At 40.3% G+C, this 18,037-nt stretch carries 11 protein-coding genes and 1 rRNA gene; 11 read left to right on the top strand and 1 reads right to left on the bottom strand.

Features of this window, described 5'->3' with window-relative positions:
- Positions 1–75, top strand: a 5S ribosomal RNA gene (rrf, locus tag FN809_RS18270); the annotation flags it as partial.
- A gap of 219 nt (positions 76–294) precedes the next feature.
- Positions 295–1,356 (top strand): 3-deoxy-7-phosphoheptulonate synthase, encoded by a 1,062-nt coding sequence (locus FN809_RS16160; RefSeq protein WP_142534574.1) that lies wholly within the window; start codon positions 295–297, stop codon positions 1,354–1,356.
- Between the two features lie 10 nt (positions 1,357–1,366).
- Here FN809_RS16160 and FN809_RS16155 read toward each other — a convergent pair whose 3' ends face one another.
- Positions 1,367–2,908: a hypothetical protein gene (locus FN809_RS16155; protein WP_142534573.1), complete on the bottom strand. Its 1,542-nt coding sequence runs from the start codon at positions 2,906–2,908 to the stop codon at positions 1,367–1,369.
- Positions 2,909–3,381: 473 nt separating this feature from the next.
- Here FN809_RS16155 and ileS point away from each other — a divergent pair, with 473 nt between their 5' ends.
- The 9 genes from ileS to FN809_RS16105 all read left to right on the top strand — a co-directional run bounded on the left by ileS (position 3,382) and on the right by FN809_RS16105 (position 18,022).
- Entirely contained in the window at positions 3,382–7,320 is a 3,939-nt protein-coding gene (gene ileS, locus FN809_RS16150) for an isoleucine--tRNA ligase (RefSeq protein WP_142534572.1), read from the top strand.
- A 19-nt stretch (positions 7,321–7,339) separates the two neighbouring features.
- Positions 7,340–7,717 (top strand): TraR/DksA family transcriptional regulator, encoded by a 378-nt coding sequence (locus FN809_RS16145; protein WP_142534571.1) that lies wholly within the window; start codon positions 7,340–7,342, stop codon positions 7,715–7,717.
- On the top strand, positions 7,718–8,323 hold the full coding sequence (locus FN809_RS16140) for a lipoprotein signal peptidase (RefSeq protein ID WP_142534570.1): 606 nt from the start codon (positions 7,718–7,720) through the stop codon (positions 8,321–8,323).
- A 272-nt stretch (positions 8,324–8,595) separates the two neighbouring features.
- Positions 8,596–9,714, top strand: coding sequence for a non-hydrolyzing UDP-N-acetylglucosamine 2-epimerase (wecB, locus tag FN809_RS16135; protein ID WP_142534569.1), 1,119 nt, complete (start codon positions 8,596–8,598; stop codon positions 9,712–9,714).
- Positions 9,715–9,851: 137 nt separating this feature from the next.
- Complete coding sequence (wecC, locus tag FN809_RS16130; protein WP_142534568.1) at positions 9,852–11,066, top strand: UDP-N-acetyl-D-mannosamine dehydrogenase; 1,215 nt, start codon at positions 9,852–9,854, stop codon at positions 11,064–11,066.
- 386 nt (positions 11,067–11,452) lie between these two features.
- Positions 11,453–13,861, top strand: a complete 2,409-nt coding sequence (locus tag FN809_RS16125) for an SLBB domain-containing protein (RefSeq protein WP_142534567.1) — start codon at positions 11,453–11,455, stop codon at positions 13,859–13,861.
- 522 nt (positions 13,862–14,383) lie between these two features.
- Positions 14,384–15,745 carry an AlbA family DNA-binding domain-containing protein gene (locus FN809_RS16115; RefSeq protein WP_142534566.1) on the top strand — a complete coding sequence of 454 codons (1,362 nt, stop codon included), beginning with the start codon at positions 14,384–14,386 and terminating at the stop codon, positions 15,743–15,745.
- A 136-nt stretch (positions 15,746–15,881) separates the two neighbouring features.
- The gene (locus FN809_RS16110; RefSeq protein WP_142534565.1) at positions 15,882–17,096 is read left to right on the top strand and encodes a Wzz/FepE/Etk N-terminal domain-containing protein; all 1,215 of its coding nucleotides are present in this window, start codon (positions 15,882–15,884) and stop codon (positions 17,094–17,096) included.
- 53 nt (positions 17,097–17,149) lie between these two features.
- Positions 17,150–18,022 carry an N-acetylneuraminate synthase family protein gene (locus FN809_RS16105; RefSeq protein ID WP_142534564.1) on the top strand — a complete coding sequence of 291 codons (873 nt, stop codon included), beginning with the start codon at positions 17,150–17,152 and terminating at the stop codon, positions 18,020–18,022.
- Positions 18,023–18,037 lie beyond the last annotated feature (15 nt).

The raw sequence follows: 18,037 nt of genomic DNA, 5'->3' as shown, positions 1-18,037 counted from the left end.
ATTCCGAACAGAGAAGTTAAGCCCGTTAGCGCCGATGGTACTGCAGAAATGTGGGAGAGTAGGTCGCCGCCCATCTTTAAAAAGAGCAATCGAAAACTCATTTCGGTTGCTCTTTTTTTGTTTATACCCCTCCAATAATCGTCCATGACGCACTTTAGGGTAAGATTTTTATTTTACTTTCTGTATTTCACCAATCGTTATGCGCTAAAACTTTTATGCATTAATTGTTAGTTGTAACAATTATAGGTTATTTTTACCTGTTAATAATTTATAAATCGTTACCCATACTTTAAAATGACAGATAAGAGGATTGAGAATATAAATGTAAGTGCTGAGCAAACGATTATTACACCTAACAAGCTCAAAGAGTTATATCCACTCAACGAAACGATGATTGACACGATAGTTGCGGGCCAACAGACAACAAAGAATATTTTGTTGGGTAAGGATAAGCGTATCTTAGTTGTGGTGGGGCCTTGTTCTATCCATGATGTGCAAGCAGCTAAGGAATATGCACAAAAACTAAAAAGACTATCTAATGAACTTAAGGACTCGCTGTATCTGATAATGCGGGTTTATTTCGAGAAGCCTCGTACAACTGTGGGTTGGCAGGGGCTAATCAATGATCCTTATTTAAACAATAGCTGCGAATTAGAAGAAGGGCTTAAGCAAGCACGGGAATTACTTTGTTTTATAGCTGAATTAGGATTGCCGGTGGCGAGCGAAGCCTTGGATATCGTTACACCGCAATATATTCAGGACTTGGTATCGTGGACGGCTATTGGAGCAAGAACCACAGAATCACAAAGTCATAGAAAAATGGCCAGCGGATTGTCGTCGGTAGTGGGATTTAAAAACGGAACGGACGGGAATATTGATATTGCCATCAACGCCCTGGAATCGGTGGCAAGTCCTCATAATTTTATCAGCATAAACCCTGAAGGACAAGTGGCGGTGGTAAAAACAAAAGGAAATACCAACACCCATATCATTTTAAGAGGTGGGAAAGCGCCTAATTATGATGTGGCCAGTGTGAGAGATTATGAAAATAAGCTACAAAAGCTTGGTCTACCCAGGCGCATAATGATCGATTGCAGTCATGCCAACAGTTTTAAAAAAGCATCGAATCAAAGCTTGGTTTTAAAAAGTGTAGAAGACCAGTTACTGGCCGGGAATACCTCTATTTTTGGGCTTATGATTGAGAGTAATTTGCATGGAGGTAAGCAAAAAATTCCCCAAGATTTGTCGTCCTTAAAGTATGGAGTATCCGTTACAGATGATTGCTTGGCTTGGGAAGAAACAGAAGAGATGCTAAAGCAATTTGCGAATAATATAGCCCCTTTGTACTCAGCATAATATAAAGAGGTTAATTCTTCTTCGACCATATTTCTAACTTACCGTTAGAATAAATAAAACTGTTATCCGTCTTGAATGATGGATAAATATGCTTAATTATTTTTTTTTGTTTGTTAGGAAAAATCAAATAGTCATAATTTCTTTGAACAATATTATTAATAGATGTATTGCTATTATTTAGTGTTTTGTATCCTTTCCTGTTCATAAATATGAAGGGTAATCCTGGCGAACGCGGAGTGGGGAGTACTAAAATCCTTTTTGTATTATCAATCGATAAAGAATCTAAGAGTAGTTCGGAACCTTCAAAATCATCCTTTATACTGCTGTATCCCATATGGTGTTCATCATAAAGACGTCTTTGACTGTCAAAAGCTATTTGTAGGGAAGATGTGATATATAGTAACATTAAAAGACGTACGGCTGGTGTAAGTTGAACTGTGATGTATTTTGTGAAGAATAGGAGTATAAAGATTACTGGTATAAAAAAAGTGTCCATCAAGTAATAGTCGTGATTTACAAATTGTTTTTGCATCAAAATAGAATATAAAGAAATGCCTATGATATCAATAACGATGAAGGCTGCAAAAAGTGATTTTGTTGAAAGGTAGTCCTTTAATGGGAAAACATGTTTAACACTTTTGTAAACTATTAAGGAGAATATGAGTAAAGACGGAAACGGTAAAAAAGAGTATGAATGATTTTTTAATGCCAAAAATATCACCTTGAAAAACCCGCCTAAACTATTAACTGGCAACCAATGATTTAAGAAGAGCGAGCCATAAGCGTGCGCAAGGTGCTGGTTGTATAAAAAATATCCAAGTACTATTAATAATCCCGAAAAGCCAATTAAAAATTCTTTTGCATAGAATCTTTTAGATATTAAGAAAACTAAAATAGTAACACAAAGAATAGCAATGTTATGAACAATAAATGGAAAACGTATTAATGCGGCGATGGAAAAAAAAACAGTACCAATTATAAAAGTAGATAAAGTTCTTTTTTTTAAGTATTTATTGAAATAGAAACTTCCGATTAGCAGAAAGGAAATTGAATTGAATGTCGGCAAAAACCCATTCATATAATACGTGAATATTGGCTGAAACGCAATAAAGCAGGTTAATGAAAGGCTAATGAGCATGTTTTTTGAATTGGAAAATATGGTACGATAAAAAAAGAAAAGACCAATCAGGCTTAGTAAAAGTGAGATAGACCTAAATATAATTGGAGAGGAAATATGGGTTAGCCTCATAACCAAAGCACTCAAATATGGTATCAGGGGGAAGTCACATGCGGTTATCCCTGAAAGAACCGCATCGTCCATGGTAGAAGGAAATTGTAGGTTAAGTTGATAGGTTTCCGGTTTGAAAAAATTAAAATCGTTTCTAAGAAAACCGAGGGATATTGAATACCAATCTGTTTGTGCCCATATATGCTTTGAAACAGGCATTTGATTATAGCTTTCTCTATGGAGTAGGAATAATGATAGTAGGACGAATATTGTAATGGCAGTATATTTTAATTTTGGTACAATTGTTTTAAGATTATGAGCCATGGTTAATGTTTTGAACAATTATTGATTTAAAGTTAAAACAAAGCTATCATTTTATGATATATTATGAAAATCTACTTCAGGTTATCTTTGTTGAAACGAGAATATAAAGGGGGAGGCTCTAATGTGCTGTAAATTAATGTATTGATTTTAAGTCTACTCTCTTGTGGTATAGGAAGATAGGAGGCCGCCCTGGTATTATTTATGGATGCAAATCTGTGATCTAAATCTGCGAATTCCATATCTTTAGAGTATTTTTTTAATTGTACAGTTTGTTTTATAGAGTGAACAGCCATAAAAGACCACCGCGGATAAAAATGGAGAGAATCAAGAAGAATGTAAAAATCCGAGGTTGTCCGTTTATGGGAAATATAATAGCATTAAAATAATCACAAATAAACCATATCAACTTTGTTAAGTCGCGCGTTATCCACTATATTTGTACGCTTTTTTAAAAATAGGATAACAACCGAAAGATGAGTACTAGATTCAAGGAATACAAGGGATTAGATTTATCGAAGATAAATAAAGAAGTATTGCAACAGTGGGAAGCGAACAACACTTTTGAGCGAAGTGTAACCACGCGCGAAGGTAATCCTACTTTTGTTTTCTACGAAGGGCCTCCTTCGGCCAATGGCTTGCCGGGTATTCATCATGTTATCTCTCGTTCGTTAAAAGATATCATCTGCCGATATAAAACACAACAAGGTTTTGAGGTTAAACGCAAAGCAGGTTGGGATACACACGGATTGCCGGTAGAATTAGGTGTGGAAAAATCGTTGGGCATCACCAAAGAAGACATCGGTAAAAAAATATCGGTCGCTGAGTACAATGCAGCATGTCGGAAAGATGTGATGAAATATACCGATAAATGGGAAGACCTGACCAACAAAATGGGCTATTGGGTAGATATGGATAATCCATATGTTACCTACGATAGCAAGTACATCGAAACCTTATGGTATTTGCTCAAGGAACTCTACGCAAAAGGCTTGTTATATAAAGGTTATACTATTCAACCATACTCGCCTGCTGCCGGAACAGGCTTAAGCACTCATGAGCTGAACCAACCGGGCTGCTATCGCGATGTAAAAGACACCACTTGTACGGCCCAGTTTAAGGTAATAAAAAATGATGACTCGGCATTTTTGTTCCAGGACGTCGATAGCGAACTTTTCTTTTTAGCATGGACCACTACCCCTTGGACCCTTCCTTCGAATACTGCCTTGGCGGTGGGGCCGGGTGTAACCTACCAAAAGGTAAAAACCTATAACCCGTATAATGGTAAACCCATAGTTGTTGTGCTGGCCAAAGATCTCGTTTCGGCATATTTTGATCCAAAAAGTGCAGGACTGCCTATGGAGGATTATAAACCGGGGGATAAAAAGATTCCGTACCAGCTGGGGGATGAATACAGTGGCAAGCAACTGGAAGGGCTGCGCTACGAACAATTGATTCCATGGATTAAGCCCGATGGCGATGCTTTTAGAGTGATATTGGGCGACTATGTAACTACCGAAGATGGTACCGGAATGGTACACATTGCCCCTACCTTTGGTGCCGATGACGATAGGGTGGCCAAAATGGCCGGTATAGCCCCGCTTATACTTATCGATAAAGAAGGCAAGCAGAACCCGATGGTAGATAAAACCGGAAAACTATTTCTGATCAAAGATTTGGATTCAACCTTTGTGAAGGATTTTGTAGATCTGGATACTTACATGGAATATTCGGGGCGATACGTTAAAAATGAGTTCAACGAGGAACTAAGCGATCAGGATGTTACCTTGGATGTGGATATATCGGTAATGCTAAAGCTACAAAACAGGGCTTTTAAGGTCGAAAAATATGTACACAGCTATCCACACTGCTGGCGTACGGATAAACCGGTGCTTTATTACCCCTTAGACTCCTGGTTTATTAAAACCACAGCGGTAAAAGAGCGCATGATGGAATTGAACGATACCATCAACTGGAAACCCGAATCAACGGGCAAAGGTAGATTTGGCAAATGGTTAGAGAACCTGGTGGATTGGAACCTTTCGCGTTCGCGTTACTGGGGTACTCCCTTACCTATTTGGCGAACAGAAGATGGAAGCGTGGAGAAATGTATTGGCTCCATTGAGGAACTGACGGAAGAAATAAAGAAGTCCGTGGAGGCTGGTGTAATGGAAAAAAGTCCTTACGGAGATTTTAAAGCCGGCGACTTTTCAAAAGAAAATTACGACCTGGTGGACCTTCATCGTCCTTATGTGGATGATATTGTGTTGGTTTCGGACAATGGCGAAAAAATGTTCCGCGAACCCGACCTCATTGATGTATGGTTCGATTCAGGGGCCATGCCCTACGCCCAGATGCATTATCCGTTTGAAACGGAAGCCCCATCTAACTTCCCCCAAGGGGAAGGAATAGCCCCTCCTATCCTCCCACAAGGAGAGGGAGGTGTTACGGCAAAATATCAGACGGCGAGGAAGTCGATGTATAGTTTGTTGAAGGAGTTGGCCGATGATAAGCGTAAAAATCAGACGGAGGCGGAGCAGCTGTTATGGGAAGCTTTGCGTGGAAAAAATCTTGAGGGATATAAGTTCAGACGCCAGCATGTAATCGATGATTTTATCGTGGACTTTGTGTGTTTGAGTACCAAAACAATTATTGAGGTCGATGGAGGCTACCACAATAAGCCCGAAATAAAAGAAGCCGACCAGCTAAGAACCAATATCCTAACAAACTTAGGCTACAAGGTAATCCGCTTCACCAACGAACAAGTTATCGGAGATCCCGAAGAAGTCCTAAAAGAAATCTTAAAAACACTCCAAGCCACAGCGAGCCGTATAAATCCCCAAGAAGCCTTGGCGAATTCTTCAACCTCCCCCCATTCAGGGGGATTGAGGGGGGCTTTCCCGGCCGACTTTATCGCCGAGGGTGTGGACCAAACGCGTGGATGGTTTTTTACCCTGCATGCGCTAGGAACGATGTTATTTGATTCGGTAGCTTTTAAAAATATCATATCAAACGGTCTGGTACTCGACAAAAAAGGGAATAAAATGTCGAAACGGTTGGGCAACGCAATTGATCCTTTTGAAGTTATTGAGGAATTTGGTTCCGACCCTTTGCGCTGGTATATGATAACCAATGCTCAGCCATGGGATAACCTTAAATTTGATATCAATGGAGTGGACGAGGTGAAACGCAAGTTTTTCGGAACACTTTACAATACCTATTCTTTTTTTGCACTGTATGCCAATGTGGATGGATTCGTTTGTAGCGAAAAAGAAATACCTGTGGAAGAAAGGCCCGAGATCGACAGATGGATTATTTCGTTGTTAAACAGTTTAATAAAGGAGGTAAGCGAATGTTACGAAGCGTATGAGCCAACCAAAGCTGGCAGAGCCATCCAGAATTTTGTAACGGAAAACCTGAGTAATTGGTATGTGCGCCTAAATCGTAAACGTTTTTGGGGCGGTAATTATACCGAGGATAAAATTGCTGCCTATCAAACTTTATATACCTGCTTAGAAACGGTATGCATGCTGTCGGCACCCATTGCACCTTTTTTTATGGACAGGTTGTACAACGACTTAACTTCAGTTTCAGGAAATGCTGCATTCGATTCGGTTCACCTAAGTTCTTTCCCCAAACATAATCCGCAGCGCATAAATAAGGCACTGGAACAAAGGATGCTTTATGCACAAAGTATTTCATCCATGGTGCTTGGTTTACGACGTAAAGAAAGTTTAAAAGTTCGGCAGCCACTTCAAAAAATCACTATTCCTATATTGGATATGGATTTTAAAGAACAAGTGGAAAAAGTTAAAGATTTGATTCTTGCCGAGGTGAACGTGAAAGAGATTGATTTTTTAACGGATACTTCGGGTGTTCTTGTAAAAAAAATTAAACCTAACTTTAAAACGCTGGGGCCTAAGTACGGCAAGATGATGAAACAGATAGCCGGCTTTGTAAACGCAATGGAGCAACAAGAGATAGCCACCATTGAGCGCGAAGAAAAAATTGATGCCCGGATAAACGGACAAACCATTGAAATAAGTTTGGAGGATGTAGAAATCACCTCTGAGGATATTCCGGGGTGGCTGGTGGCCAGCGAAGGGAAGATAACGGTGGCATTAGATGTTAATATTACCGAGGATCTCAAGCAGGAAGGTATAGCAAGGGAATTTGTTAATAGAATTCAAAATTTGAGGAAAGATTCCGGTTTCGATGTTACCGACAAAATTATACTCACAATAAGTAAAAATGATGCTACGGATCGGGCGGTACTCAACTTTAAAGATTATATTGCATCACAAACCCTGGCCGAAGAAATAATGCTGGTTGATAAATGTAACGAAGATGATGCTAAACTCGTAGAAATTGACAGTGGCGTAAGCATTTGTATTTGTGTAAGAAGAAACGCGTAATAATTCTAAATTAACGGTTATGACTGAAAAGACCCGATATTCCAGTGAGGAATTGCAAGAATTCAAGCAATTAATTAATGCCAAGTTAGATAAGGCTAAGAAAGACTATGAACTGTTGCGTAATACCATTACCCAAGGCGATGGTAACGATACGCAAGATACCTCGCCTACTTTTAAAGTATTGGAAGAAGGTGCTGCCGTGCTCTCAAAAGAGGAGGCTGGGAAACTGGCTCAGCGTCAATTAAAGTTTATTCAGCACCTGCAAGCAGCACTTGTTCGTATCGAAAATAAAACCTACGGTGTATGTCGCGAAACGGGTAAGCTGATAGCAAAAGAACGATTAAAGGCTGTTCCACATGCCACTTTAAGCATCGATGCCAAACTAAACCAGAAATAAATGCTTTCAATTTTTAAGAAGCCGGTTTTTATAATTTTACTGGTATTGGTCATCGATCAGGCATTAAAAATTTGGGTAAAAACAAATATGATGCTGGGTGAAGAGTTTAGTGTGATCGGAAATTGGTTTATCATCCATTTTATCGAGAACAACGGAATGGCCTTTGGGATGGAGCTGGCAGGCGAATTTGGTAAGATAATCTTAAGTGTATTTCGCATCATAGCTGTAATTGGTATAGGGTATTACCTGTATCAGCTCGGTAAAAAAAATGCACCCACCGGGCTTATCGTCAGCATATCCCTGGTGCTGGCAGGAGCGCTCGGCAACATCATCGACAGTGCCTTTTACGGTATGATTTTTAACGATAGTTACCCACAAGTAGCTACCATGTTTCCGGCCGAAGGAGGCTATTCCTCATTTTTACATGGCAAGGTGGTGGATATGTTTTATTTTCCATTGATCAACGGAACGTTTCCAAATTGGATGCCCTTTTTTGGGGGCGATGATTTTGTGTTTTTTCGCCCGGTATTCAATGTCGCGGATTCTGCAATAACTATTGGTATCGCCTCCATTTTAATTTTTCAGCGTAAGTTTTTCGATAAGTGAACGTATTGAATAGGAATATGCATAATAAGCGTTTCTATTTTTCGTATATAAATAAAAGTATTCTTACTTGTTATGCCCTTATGCTGACACAATTTATGTGGCTCAGGAGGCGAAGCGTACCCGGAGGTGTGGTGTTTTGGGGATAGCCCCCCATCCCTGCACCTGTGGTGCAGTACTTCCCGCTCCCTCCTAAAATGGGAGAGGGAAGAATCGGCGCAAAGCGGTGAAGATGGGATTTATTAAAAAATTTTAATAAAAAACAGCAAAGTAACATGAAAAAAGTTCTCATTGTATTCGGAACCAGGCCCGAAGCCATAAAAATGGCACCTGTAGTCAGGGAGTTTAATAAAAACAGTAGTCATTTCAATACCAGGGTCTGTGTAACCGCACAGCATCGCGAAATGCTGGATCAAGTGTTGGATTTTTTTAAAATTAAACCCGATTACGATTTGGATTTAATGAAGCCCAATCAGAACTTACATTCCTTAACGGGTGATATTATCAATGGTCTGAAACCGGTGCTCGAAGACTTTAAGCCCGATTATGTATTGGTGCATGGGGATACTACCACCTCTACGGCTGCTGCATTGGCGGCATTTTATAGCGGAGCTAAAGTAGGCCATGTGGAAGCCGGCCTACGCACTTACAATAAATTGGCGCCCTTCCCTGAGGAGCTCAACAGGCAAATCACAGGTAAAATTGCAGATTATCACTTTTCGCCTACTACTATGTCTAAAAGCAACCTGCTGAGCGAAAAAACACCGGAAGACGCCATTGTGGTTACCGGAAATACCGTTATCGATGCTCTACTGGAAAGTGTGGATATCGTTAACCGTATTCAGGATAATGAGGACATCAACAAGTTAAAGGAAATAATTGATGCCGATAAAAAGCTGGTTGTAGTTACCGGCCATCGAAGAGAAAATCACGGACAAGGTTTTCTTGATATCTGCGATGCTTTGAACCGCATTGCCCAACGGGATGATGTGCAGGTAATATATCCGGTACACCTGAATCCCAATGTGCAAAAGCCGGTGTATTCCATATTGGGCGATAATACCAACATTCACCTCATTGCTCCGTTGCCTTACGAAGCTTTTATATGGCTCATGGACAAAGCCTATTTAATTATTACCGATAGTGGCGGGGTGCAGGAGGAAGCACCCAGCTTGGGCAAGCCCGTTTTGGTGATGCGTGATACCACCGAACGTCCCGAAGCGGTAGAGGCAGGAACAGTAATTCTGGTAGGCACCGATAAAGATAAAATACTGCACGAGGCCACCGACTTATTGGACAACCAAAACCGATATAATAAAATGACCATGCTCCACAACCCCTACGGCGACGGCAAAGCATCGGAACGCATAGTCGATTATTTAGTAAAACAGTAAAGCCGAATTTTTTCGGACTTTAACATGCCTCCTGTTAGGCCGAGACACTTCCATTAACGTGTTTCGCACGGCGATGTATTGAACTTACTACTTTGCACGTAATCTTGATATTCACTACTTGATACCAAATTAAAACCATGAAGAATATTACCGTATCTACCCTTGGCCTGGGTTACATTGGCCTGCCTACAAGTGCATTAATTGCCTATAACAAAATTAAAGTATATGGTATGGATATCAACGCCCAAATAGTGGAGACAATCAACCGGGGCGAAATCCATATTGTGGAACCCGAATTAAACACCTATGTGGACCAGGCGGTTAAGCAAGGTTTTTTAAGTGCATCAACGGTAGTGAAAGCGGCTGATGTTTATTTAATAGTGGTGCCTACTCCATTTAAGGGAGATCATGAGCCCGACATTTCCTATGTAGAAGCGGCAACCAAAAATGTGATACCCTTGCTCAAAGAAGGCGACTTGTATATTATTGAATCCACATCGCCGGTGGGAACTACCGAAAAAATGGAAAAGCTGATATTTTCGGCACGGCCCGAACTAAAAGATAAAATTTATCTGGCCTACTGCCCGGAGCGCGTACTGCCGGGTAACGTAATGCATGAGCTGGTACACAACGATAGGGTTATTGGCGGGGTTAACGAGCAAAGTACCCAAAAAGCGACTGCGTTTTATGAGCAGTTTGTACAAGGTAAGTTACATGCCACCAATGCCCGTACAGCGGAAATGTGTAAATTGACTGAAAACGCAAGCCGCGATGTGCAGATAGCTTTTGCCAACGAGTTGTCCATCATATGCGAAAAGGCGGGTATAAATGTGTGGGAACTGATTGAGCTCGCCAACAAGCATCCACGTGTTAATATCCTACAGCCCGGTTGTGGAGTTGGTGGACACTGCATTGCGGTGGATCCTTATTTTATTGTGTCCAATTATCCGCGAGAGGCACAAATGATTGGAAAAGCACGTGAAACCAATAATTATAAATCGTTTTGGGTAGCAGAAAAGATTGAAGAAGTGAAGCAAAGCTTTGAACTTAAAAATGGCGCTGCGGCATCAATTGCTATTATGGGATTGGCTTTTAAGCCTAATATCGACGACCTTAGGGAATCGCCTGCGAAATATATTGCACAGCGTGTGTTACAAGGTATCAACGACGAAGAGGTTTATTTTGTAGAACCGAATATTGAGGAGCATCAGATATTTAAGTTAACGGATTATCGCGAAGCCATCAAAAAAGCCGACATTATTGTTTTTCTGGTGGCGCACGATGAATTTAAGGGCTTAAGCATACCCGATAACAAGGTAGTCCTGGATTTTTGCGGCGTAACGAATAAGTAACAGAGGAACGGGTCTGTATAAGCAAGCTGCTAATCAGACCCGTTCCGTAACAAGTGTGTAGGGTACCACGGTTTCCCCAGATACCAAGCTGTCCGTAAACTCCCTTTAGGGTTGGGGTAGTAAATGCCTTGTCAAACAGACCCGTTCCCTTAATCACGCTGCAAATCAACCCCCGTTTCTTATATCAAAACGCAATTGTAATATCCAAAACGATAAAACCTAATTTAACGAAACAAATTGATATTAAGACTTTTTACTGTGCAAGGATAAAAGTTTTTGCTTACTTTTGTCGCCTGTAAATAAAATCGCCCTTGATTACCAGCTATCAACGGACTCAATATCTAAAGTGACAAATTAAATAGTAAAGTCAACAACACAAAATATTCATGAAAATTAAATTTTGTCTTCTCACGCTTATTGTTTTTAGCCTTTTTGCGGCAGATCCCGTAGCGCAAAATACAAATCCAAAAGATGTTAATGTGAGTGCACTCACTAACTCAGAGATAGGGCGTATTGTTGCTGAAATGGAAAAACGAGGGCTGTCGGAACAGGAAGCTTTGGCTTTGGCACGTGCCCGTGGCATGTCGGAGTCGCAAATTCGTGAACTAAAGCAAAAAATTGAAGAGTATGTACGAATGAATGGGGAAAAGGGAAGTAAAACTCCACAATATACAGACGAACTAGAGCCTTTCAATGAGGGATTTAGCACTAAGTCTCCTATTGATTCGGCCAAAATAGACCAGCGTATATTTGGTTTTTCATTTTTCAATAACGAAAACCTATCTTTTGAACCCGGAGTTAACAGCGCGGTATCTCCGGGGTATTTAATCGGTAACGGTGATGAGCTAACTGTGGATGTGTGGGGTGCATCGCAACAAAGTTATCAATTGCAGGTAGACAGAAGCGGGAATATAAATATACCTAATATTGGACCTATTTCGGTTGGAGGGCTAAGCTTAGAAACGGCTACTAAAAAAATAAAAAGTAAGTTGGTGCTTATCTATCGCGACCTGGAGGCAAGTACTCCGCGAACTTTTGCCAGTGTAAATATAGGCGATATAAAGCCTATTAATGTAAATGTGATAGGCGAAGTTTTTGCCCCCGGCACCTATACCCTCTCGGGGGCATCTACTCTTTTTAATGCCCTCTATCTCGCTGGCGGCCCCAACCCATCGGGCTCCTTTAGGGAGATAAAATTACTTAGGGATGGCAATGTAATCTCGCGCCTCGATGTTTATGATTATTTGATAAACGGTAATTCCGCAGTAAATGTTCGCTTAAGAGATGCCGATGTAATTTTAGTTTCGCCCTATATTAAAAGGGTTGTAATGGAGGGAGAACTCAAGCGTACAGGGCTATTTGAAGCTAAAGATGGAGAAACAGTAAAGGATATCATTAATTTTGCGGGAGGCTTTACCGAAGATGCTTATACACATCGCCTGCAACTTTACCGCAAAACAGGCAGAGATATGCTTTTCAAGGATGTATTGCTCAATGATGCAAACATCATAGGCATAAATAACGGCGACAGTATTGTGGTGGGTAAAATTATAGAACGTTTCCAGAATATGGCTACTATTAAAGGTGCTGTGTACCGTCCGGGCGATTATGAGGTTACCGAAGGGCTAAAATTGTCGGAACTGATACAACGTGCCGACGGCGTTAGGGAGGATGCCAGTTTGTATAGGGGCTTAATTACCCGGGTAAAAGACGATTGGAATCTGCAAAGTATTGCTTTTGACGTGAAAGATATTTTGAGCGGAAAAACGGATGTCGAGATAAAAAAAGATGACATTATCAGCATATCCTCTATTCACGATCTTACGGAATTTAAAACCGTTCGTATATATGGAGAAGTGCAAAAGCCGAACGAGTACGATTATAAGGAGGGTATGACAGTGGCCGATTTAGTTTACGAGGCAGGCGGCTTTTTAAAATCGGCATCGGACGCTTACATTGAAGTGGCACGAAAATTATCGGTGGAGGAAGGGTCAGCGGTCAGCGAAAGATTGGCTCACGTGGCTAAGATTAAAGTGCCCCGTAACCTTCAATTTGATCCCACAGAGGCATCCTACGAACTACAACCCTTCGATCAGGTGTTTATACGAAAACTGCCGGGCTATAGCAAGCCATCTATAGTTAAGATAACAGGCGAAGTAGCTTATGCCGGGGAGTACTCCTTGACCTCTACAAAAGAACGCGTTTCGGATTTGATAGACCGGGCCGGCGGCTTAACGCCCGATGCTTACCCTGAAGGTGCCATGCTTACCCGACGCGTAAGAATAAGTGAAAAACAAAAACGTTTGCGTGCAGAGTTGCTCGAAAGGGACAGTACACTGGTGTTTACCGACATGGATTTTGAAGTGGTGGGGATAAGTCTTTCGGATGCGCTGGAAAAACGGAATAGTCGCGATGATGTATTTTTAAAAGATGGCGATGAGCTATCGGTACCAAAGAATATACAAACGGTAAAAATTTCAGGAGAGGTATTGAACCCGATATCATCGAATTACGTGCAGGGTAAATCATTAAAATCCTATATATGGGATAGTGGCGGCTTTGGTATGCAGGCAAAAAAGGGAAAGGTATATGTGGTATACCCCAATGGCTCGGCATCGGGTACCAAAGGCTTCTTATTTTTCCGCAACTACCCTAAAGTAACACCGGGTTCTGAAATTATAGTGCCGCTAAAACCGGAACGCGAGGGTATATCGCCACAAATGTGGATATCTATCGGAAGTGCCATGGCATCCATCGGACTTACCATAGCCACCATTGCCAATATGAACCGATAGTCGAATCAGTTTATAATTTGAGAAAAAACCGTTGAGCATGGACGATATCCGATGGAAGCAACGTTTCAATAACTATAGAAAAGCGCTGTTGCAGATGGGAAGATCATTGAAAAGAACCAACTGAACGATATTGAGCAACAAGGATTGATAAAAGCCTTTCAAACGAGCCGCACAAGCGGGAGGGAAAACATTATCGGCCAGTTCTCCCGATGCATCGGGACCACATAAATCAATAATTATAATGAGAATATACTTATGAATTAAGCTGGAATTTAAAAGATAAAGGTTATCAGAACGTTGTCGGACCACGACCGGTTATAGAGCAAAGAGTTCAGGATGGTTATATTTGATGTTGTCATTTACGAACGTATTAATGAACACGCCTTAAAAGAACATATCGACAGCGTAGGAAAAACATGATATATCAAATAATTCGTTGTAATCGGCGATAATTAGTTGACAAAAATGAACCAAGATAAAATTTACAATTAAAACAATTTTTAATAGAACATCTTTAAAGTGATGACCGCACAATCTATTCTTGATATAATTGGTAATGGTGAAGGAATTCATGTCGAATTTAAGTCTTCATTCAATACGGAAACAATTGTGTCATTGGTTGCATTTGCGAATACCAAAGGTGGCAGTGTGTTGGTTGGCGTTGCTGATAATGGCGAATTAACTGGAGTGCAGTTAGGGAAGGAGACCATCGTGAATTGGGTGAATGAAGTGAAGAATAAAACCGCACCTGTTCTTATCCCTGATGTCGAGGTTGTTTCTGTAGATAATAAAAATTTAGTGATTATTACTTGCGATGAATATCCTGTCAAGCCTGTGTCAACCAAGGGGCGTTATTATAAGCGAATACAAAATTCCAATCATCCCTTATTGGTATCTGAAGTGGTAGATTTACATTTGAAGTCGATTAATATGAGTTGGGATTCTTTCCCCGATCCCTTGCATGTCATCGATGATATTTCACTTGAAAAAGTACAAAGGGCTATCGAGGTCATGAAGCAGAATCAGCTTTCTATACACGAAGATCCTTTGGCCTTCCTTATGAAATATGATTTAATCCGTGATAATAAATTAACAAATGCCGCTTATTTATTATTTAAAGAAAAAGATTCGGTTAATACCACCATTGAATTAGGTCGTTTTCAGGATGAGATAACTATTAAGGATTCAGTCCGCTCAAAATCAGATATTCTGACTCAAGTTGATGTTGTTATCGATTTTGTTCGGAAGCATATTAACAAAGAGGTAATTATTACCGGAGAGGCGAAAAATATTCAAAAATGGCAATACCCCTTGGAAGCAATCCGGGAGGTTGTCATTAACATGATCCTACATAGGGACTACCGGTCAAGTTCAGATTCGATTGTTAAAATTTTTAATGAGCGCATTGAGTTCTACAATCCCGGACGATTACCGGATACGATTTCGGTTGAGGATTTGTTGAGCAATAATTACCGTTCAACACCGCGTAATAAAGTTTTAGCTGACTTTAGTAAGGATATGGGCCTGATTGAAAAATATGGTTCCGGTATTAAGCGTATCCTTAATTATTTTAGAGGCGTTAACCTACCTGTTCCGGAATTTAGGAATATCTCCGACGGTTTTATGGTGACTGTGTTTTCTGAAAATGTCACTGAAAATGTCACTGAAAATGTCACTGAAAATGTCACTGAAAATGTCAGTAACGACAGGCACCGTTTAATTGTTGCTTCTATTGCTAAGAACGCATTGATCACAGTGGATGAATTGGCAGGACGTACAGGCGTTACTCGCAGGACGATTCTTAGGGATCTCGATCGGTTAAGAAGCCAAAATGTAATAAAAAGGATAGGGCCGGATAAAGGCGGGACTTGGGTAGTGGTTTAAAATAGAAAGATATTACAAGAGCTTGATTATCTTTGAACACATTACCAAACCCGCGCTAAAAGAACATATTGACAGCGTAGGAAAAACATTATATATCAAATAATTCGTTGTAATCAGCGATAATTAGTTGACAAAAATGAACCAAGATAAAAACAACATACCAGAGTCAAAAAAAGCATCCCGCAAAGCCGAAGAAATCTCACTGGACAAGACTTCCAACTCCCCCTCTTTCGGAGGGGGCAGGGGGGAGGCCGGGGCTTCTTCCCCAATCATCAAAGACGATGAAATAGACCTGATTGCCCTGGTAAAAACCATCTGGGACGGGCGGAAAACCATTTTTTACGCCGTGGGCATCTGTGTATTTATAGGTTTGGTATATGCTTTTACCAGCCCGGCAAAATATTCAGCTTCTGCAACCTTGCTGCCATCGGCAGAGAAAAAAAGCGGTAGTTTGGGTAATTTAAGTGTCCTGGCCGGTATGGCGGGTATTAACCTGGGAGCTATGATGGGAGATGCTTCCGCTATACCAGCTGAGATTTATCCCCAGGTCGTTAATAGCTATCCTTTTTTAAATGAGTTAATACACGAAAAGTTTAATTTTGAAGAGTATCCCGAACCTGTTTCTTTGTACAATTATGTGGTGGCTGACACTATTGAATCGCTTGGTGCCAAGCTGGCCAAATACACCATTAAATTCCCATGGACATTAAAAGATGCGATTTTATCCGGAAATGATGAGAAAGAGGGGGAAAGATCAGTAGACTATGGTGTACTAAAGCTGACAGAAGAGGAATTGAAAGCCATTGGATCAATTCAAGACTTGATTCAAATTGAGGTAGATAATAAAACAGGTTTGGTGAGCATTGCCGTTGAAGCCTCTGAACCGGTATTAACGGCTCAATATGTTCAAAAAGCGGTTGATCTGTTGCAGAAATATGTGATCGATTATAAGACTCAGCAAGTGCAACAAAACCTGGAATTCGTGCAGCAGCGCTTTGATGAGAAAAAGGCGGAATATGAAAGTGCCCGGGAGGCTTTCTACGATTATAAAGACAGGCACCGCAATATGATATCGGAACGTATCGATGCCGAGTACCAGCGCCTAAGTGACGCTTACGATATTGCATCAGCAGTATATAAAGGATTGGCACAGCAACTGGAGCAAGCTAAAATTGCCGTAAAGGAAGAAACACCGGTATTTACCATACTGGATCCGGCTAAAGTTTCTTATGAAAAATCAGCACCTAGAAAAAAAATTATTGTCCTAATGTTTTTATTTTTTGGTGTTTTTATTGGAGTTGGGTTAGTTTTAGTTAAAGTGTCACGTGGAAACATAAGAACGACTATTTAGGTTGATATAGAGTAAAAGTGATACGATTTTAAATAAAAAAAAAGAAAATTAAAATGAATTATCAAAAACCAAGAGTTATAGCTGAAATTGGCTGCAATCATAAAGGCGATCTTGAAATAGCAAAAGAGTTAATTAGGGTTGCAAAGATTTTTTGTAATGCAGATGTTGTTAAATTTCAAAAACGAAATAATCGGAATTTATTGACAGAAGAACAGTATAAGGCTCCACATCCAAATCCTGCAAACTCATATGGTGAAACCTATGGAGAGCATAGAGAGTTCTTAGAATTTAGTTTGGAGCAAAATAAAGTATTAAAGCAATATGCTGAAGAATTAGGAATTGTATGGTCAACGTCAACATGGGACTTAGACTCAGCAAAAGAAATTGCATCGTTAAAACCCGATTTAATTAAAATCCCATCAGCTTGTAATAATAACTATGAGATGTTGGGTTGGTTATGTGAAAACTATGTAGGAGAGATACATGTATCTTCTGGAATGACAAGTAAAGATGAAATTGATATCTTAATTAGATTTTTTGAAGAGAAAGGCAGAAATAGGGATGTAGTATTATATGCCTGCACCTCGGGATATCCTGTGCCTTTTGAAGATGTTGCCTTATTAGAAATTACAAGGTTAATCGATAGTTATAAAGGCCGTGTAAAAGAAATTGGCTTTTCAGGTCATCATTTAGGCATAGCAGTGGACATTGCAGCATACACATTGGGTGCGACCTGGATTGAAAGACATTATACTCTTGACAGAACCTGGAAAGGTACGGATCATGCGGCGTCGTTGGAACCTGAAGGAGTTCGTAGATTAGTGAGGAATCTAAGTGCAGTCCATAAATCCTTGACTTTTAAGAAAGAAGATATTCTTGATATTGAAAAGGTGCAAAGAGAAAAGTTAAAGTATAGAGCTAAGTAAGATAGTAATTTTAAA

The sequence above is a fragment of the Saccharicrinis carchari genome, from assembly GCF_900182605.1.
Classification (GTDB): domain Bacteria; phylum Bacteroidota; class Bacteroidia; order Bacteroidales; family Marinilabiliaceae; genus Saccharicrinis; species Saccharicrinis carchari.
This window is presented reverse-complemented; position numbering and strand designations above follow the sequence as displayed.

Coding starts and splice junctions, on each gene's coding strand:
- FN809_RS16160 (WP_142534574.1), top strand. CDS start 295: ATGACAGATAAGAGGATTGAGAATATAAATGTAAGTGCTGAGCAAACG.
- FN809_RS16155 (WP_142534573.1), bottom strand. CDS start 2,908: ATGGCTCATAATCTTAAAACAATTGTACCAAAATTAAAATATACTGCC.
- ileS (WP_142534572.1), top strand. CDS start 3,382: ATGAGTACTAGATTCAAGGAATACAAGGGATTAGATTTATCGAAGATA.
- FN809_RS16145 (WP_142534571.1), top strand. CDS start 7,340: ATGACTGAAAAGACCCGATATTCCAGTGAGGAATTGCAAGAATTCAAG.
- FN809_RS16140 (WP_142534570.1), top strand. CDS start 7,718: ATGCTTTCAATTTTTAAGAAGCCGGTTTTTATAATTTTACTGGTATTG.
- wecB (WP_142534569.1), top strand. CDS start 8,596: ATGAAAAAAGTTCTCATTGTATTCGGAACCAGGCCCGAAGCCATAAAA.
- wecC (WP_142534568.1), top strand. CDS start 9,852: ATGAAGAATATTACCGTATCTACCCTTGGCCTGGGTTACATTGGCCTG.
- FN809_RS16125 (WP_142534567.1), top strand. CDS start 11,453: ATGAAAATTAAATTTTGTCTTCTCACGCTTATTGTTTTTAGCCTTTTT.
- FN809_RS16115 (WP_142534566.1), top strand. CDS start 14,384: ATGACCGCACAATCTATTCTTGATATAATTGGTAATGGTGAAGGAATT.
- FN809_RS16110 (WP_142534565.1), top strand. CDS start 15,882: ATGAACCAAGATAAAAACAACATACCAGAGTCAAAAAAAGCATCCCGC.
- FN809_RS16105 (WP_142534564.1), top strand. CDS start 17,150: ATGAATTATCAAAAACCAAGAGTTATAGCTGAAATTGGCTGCAATCAT.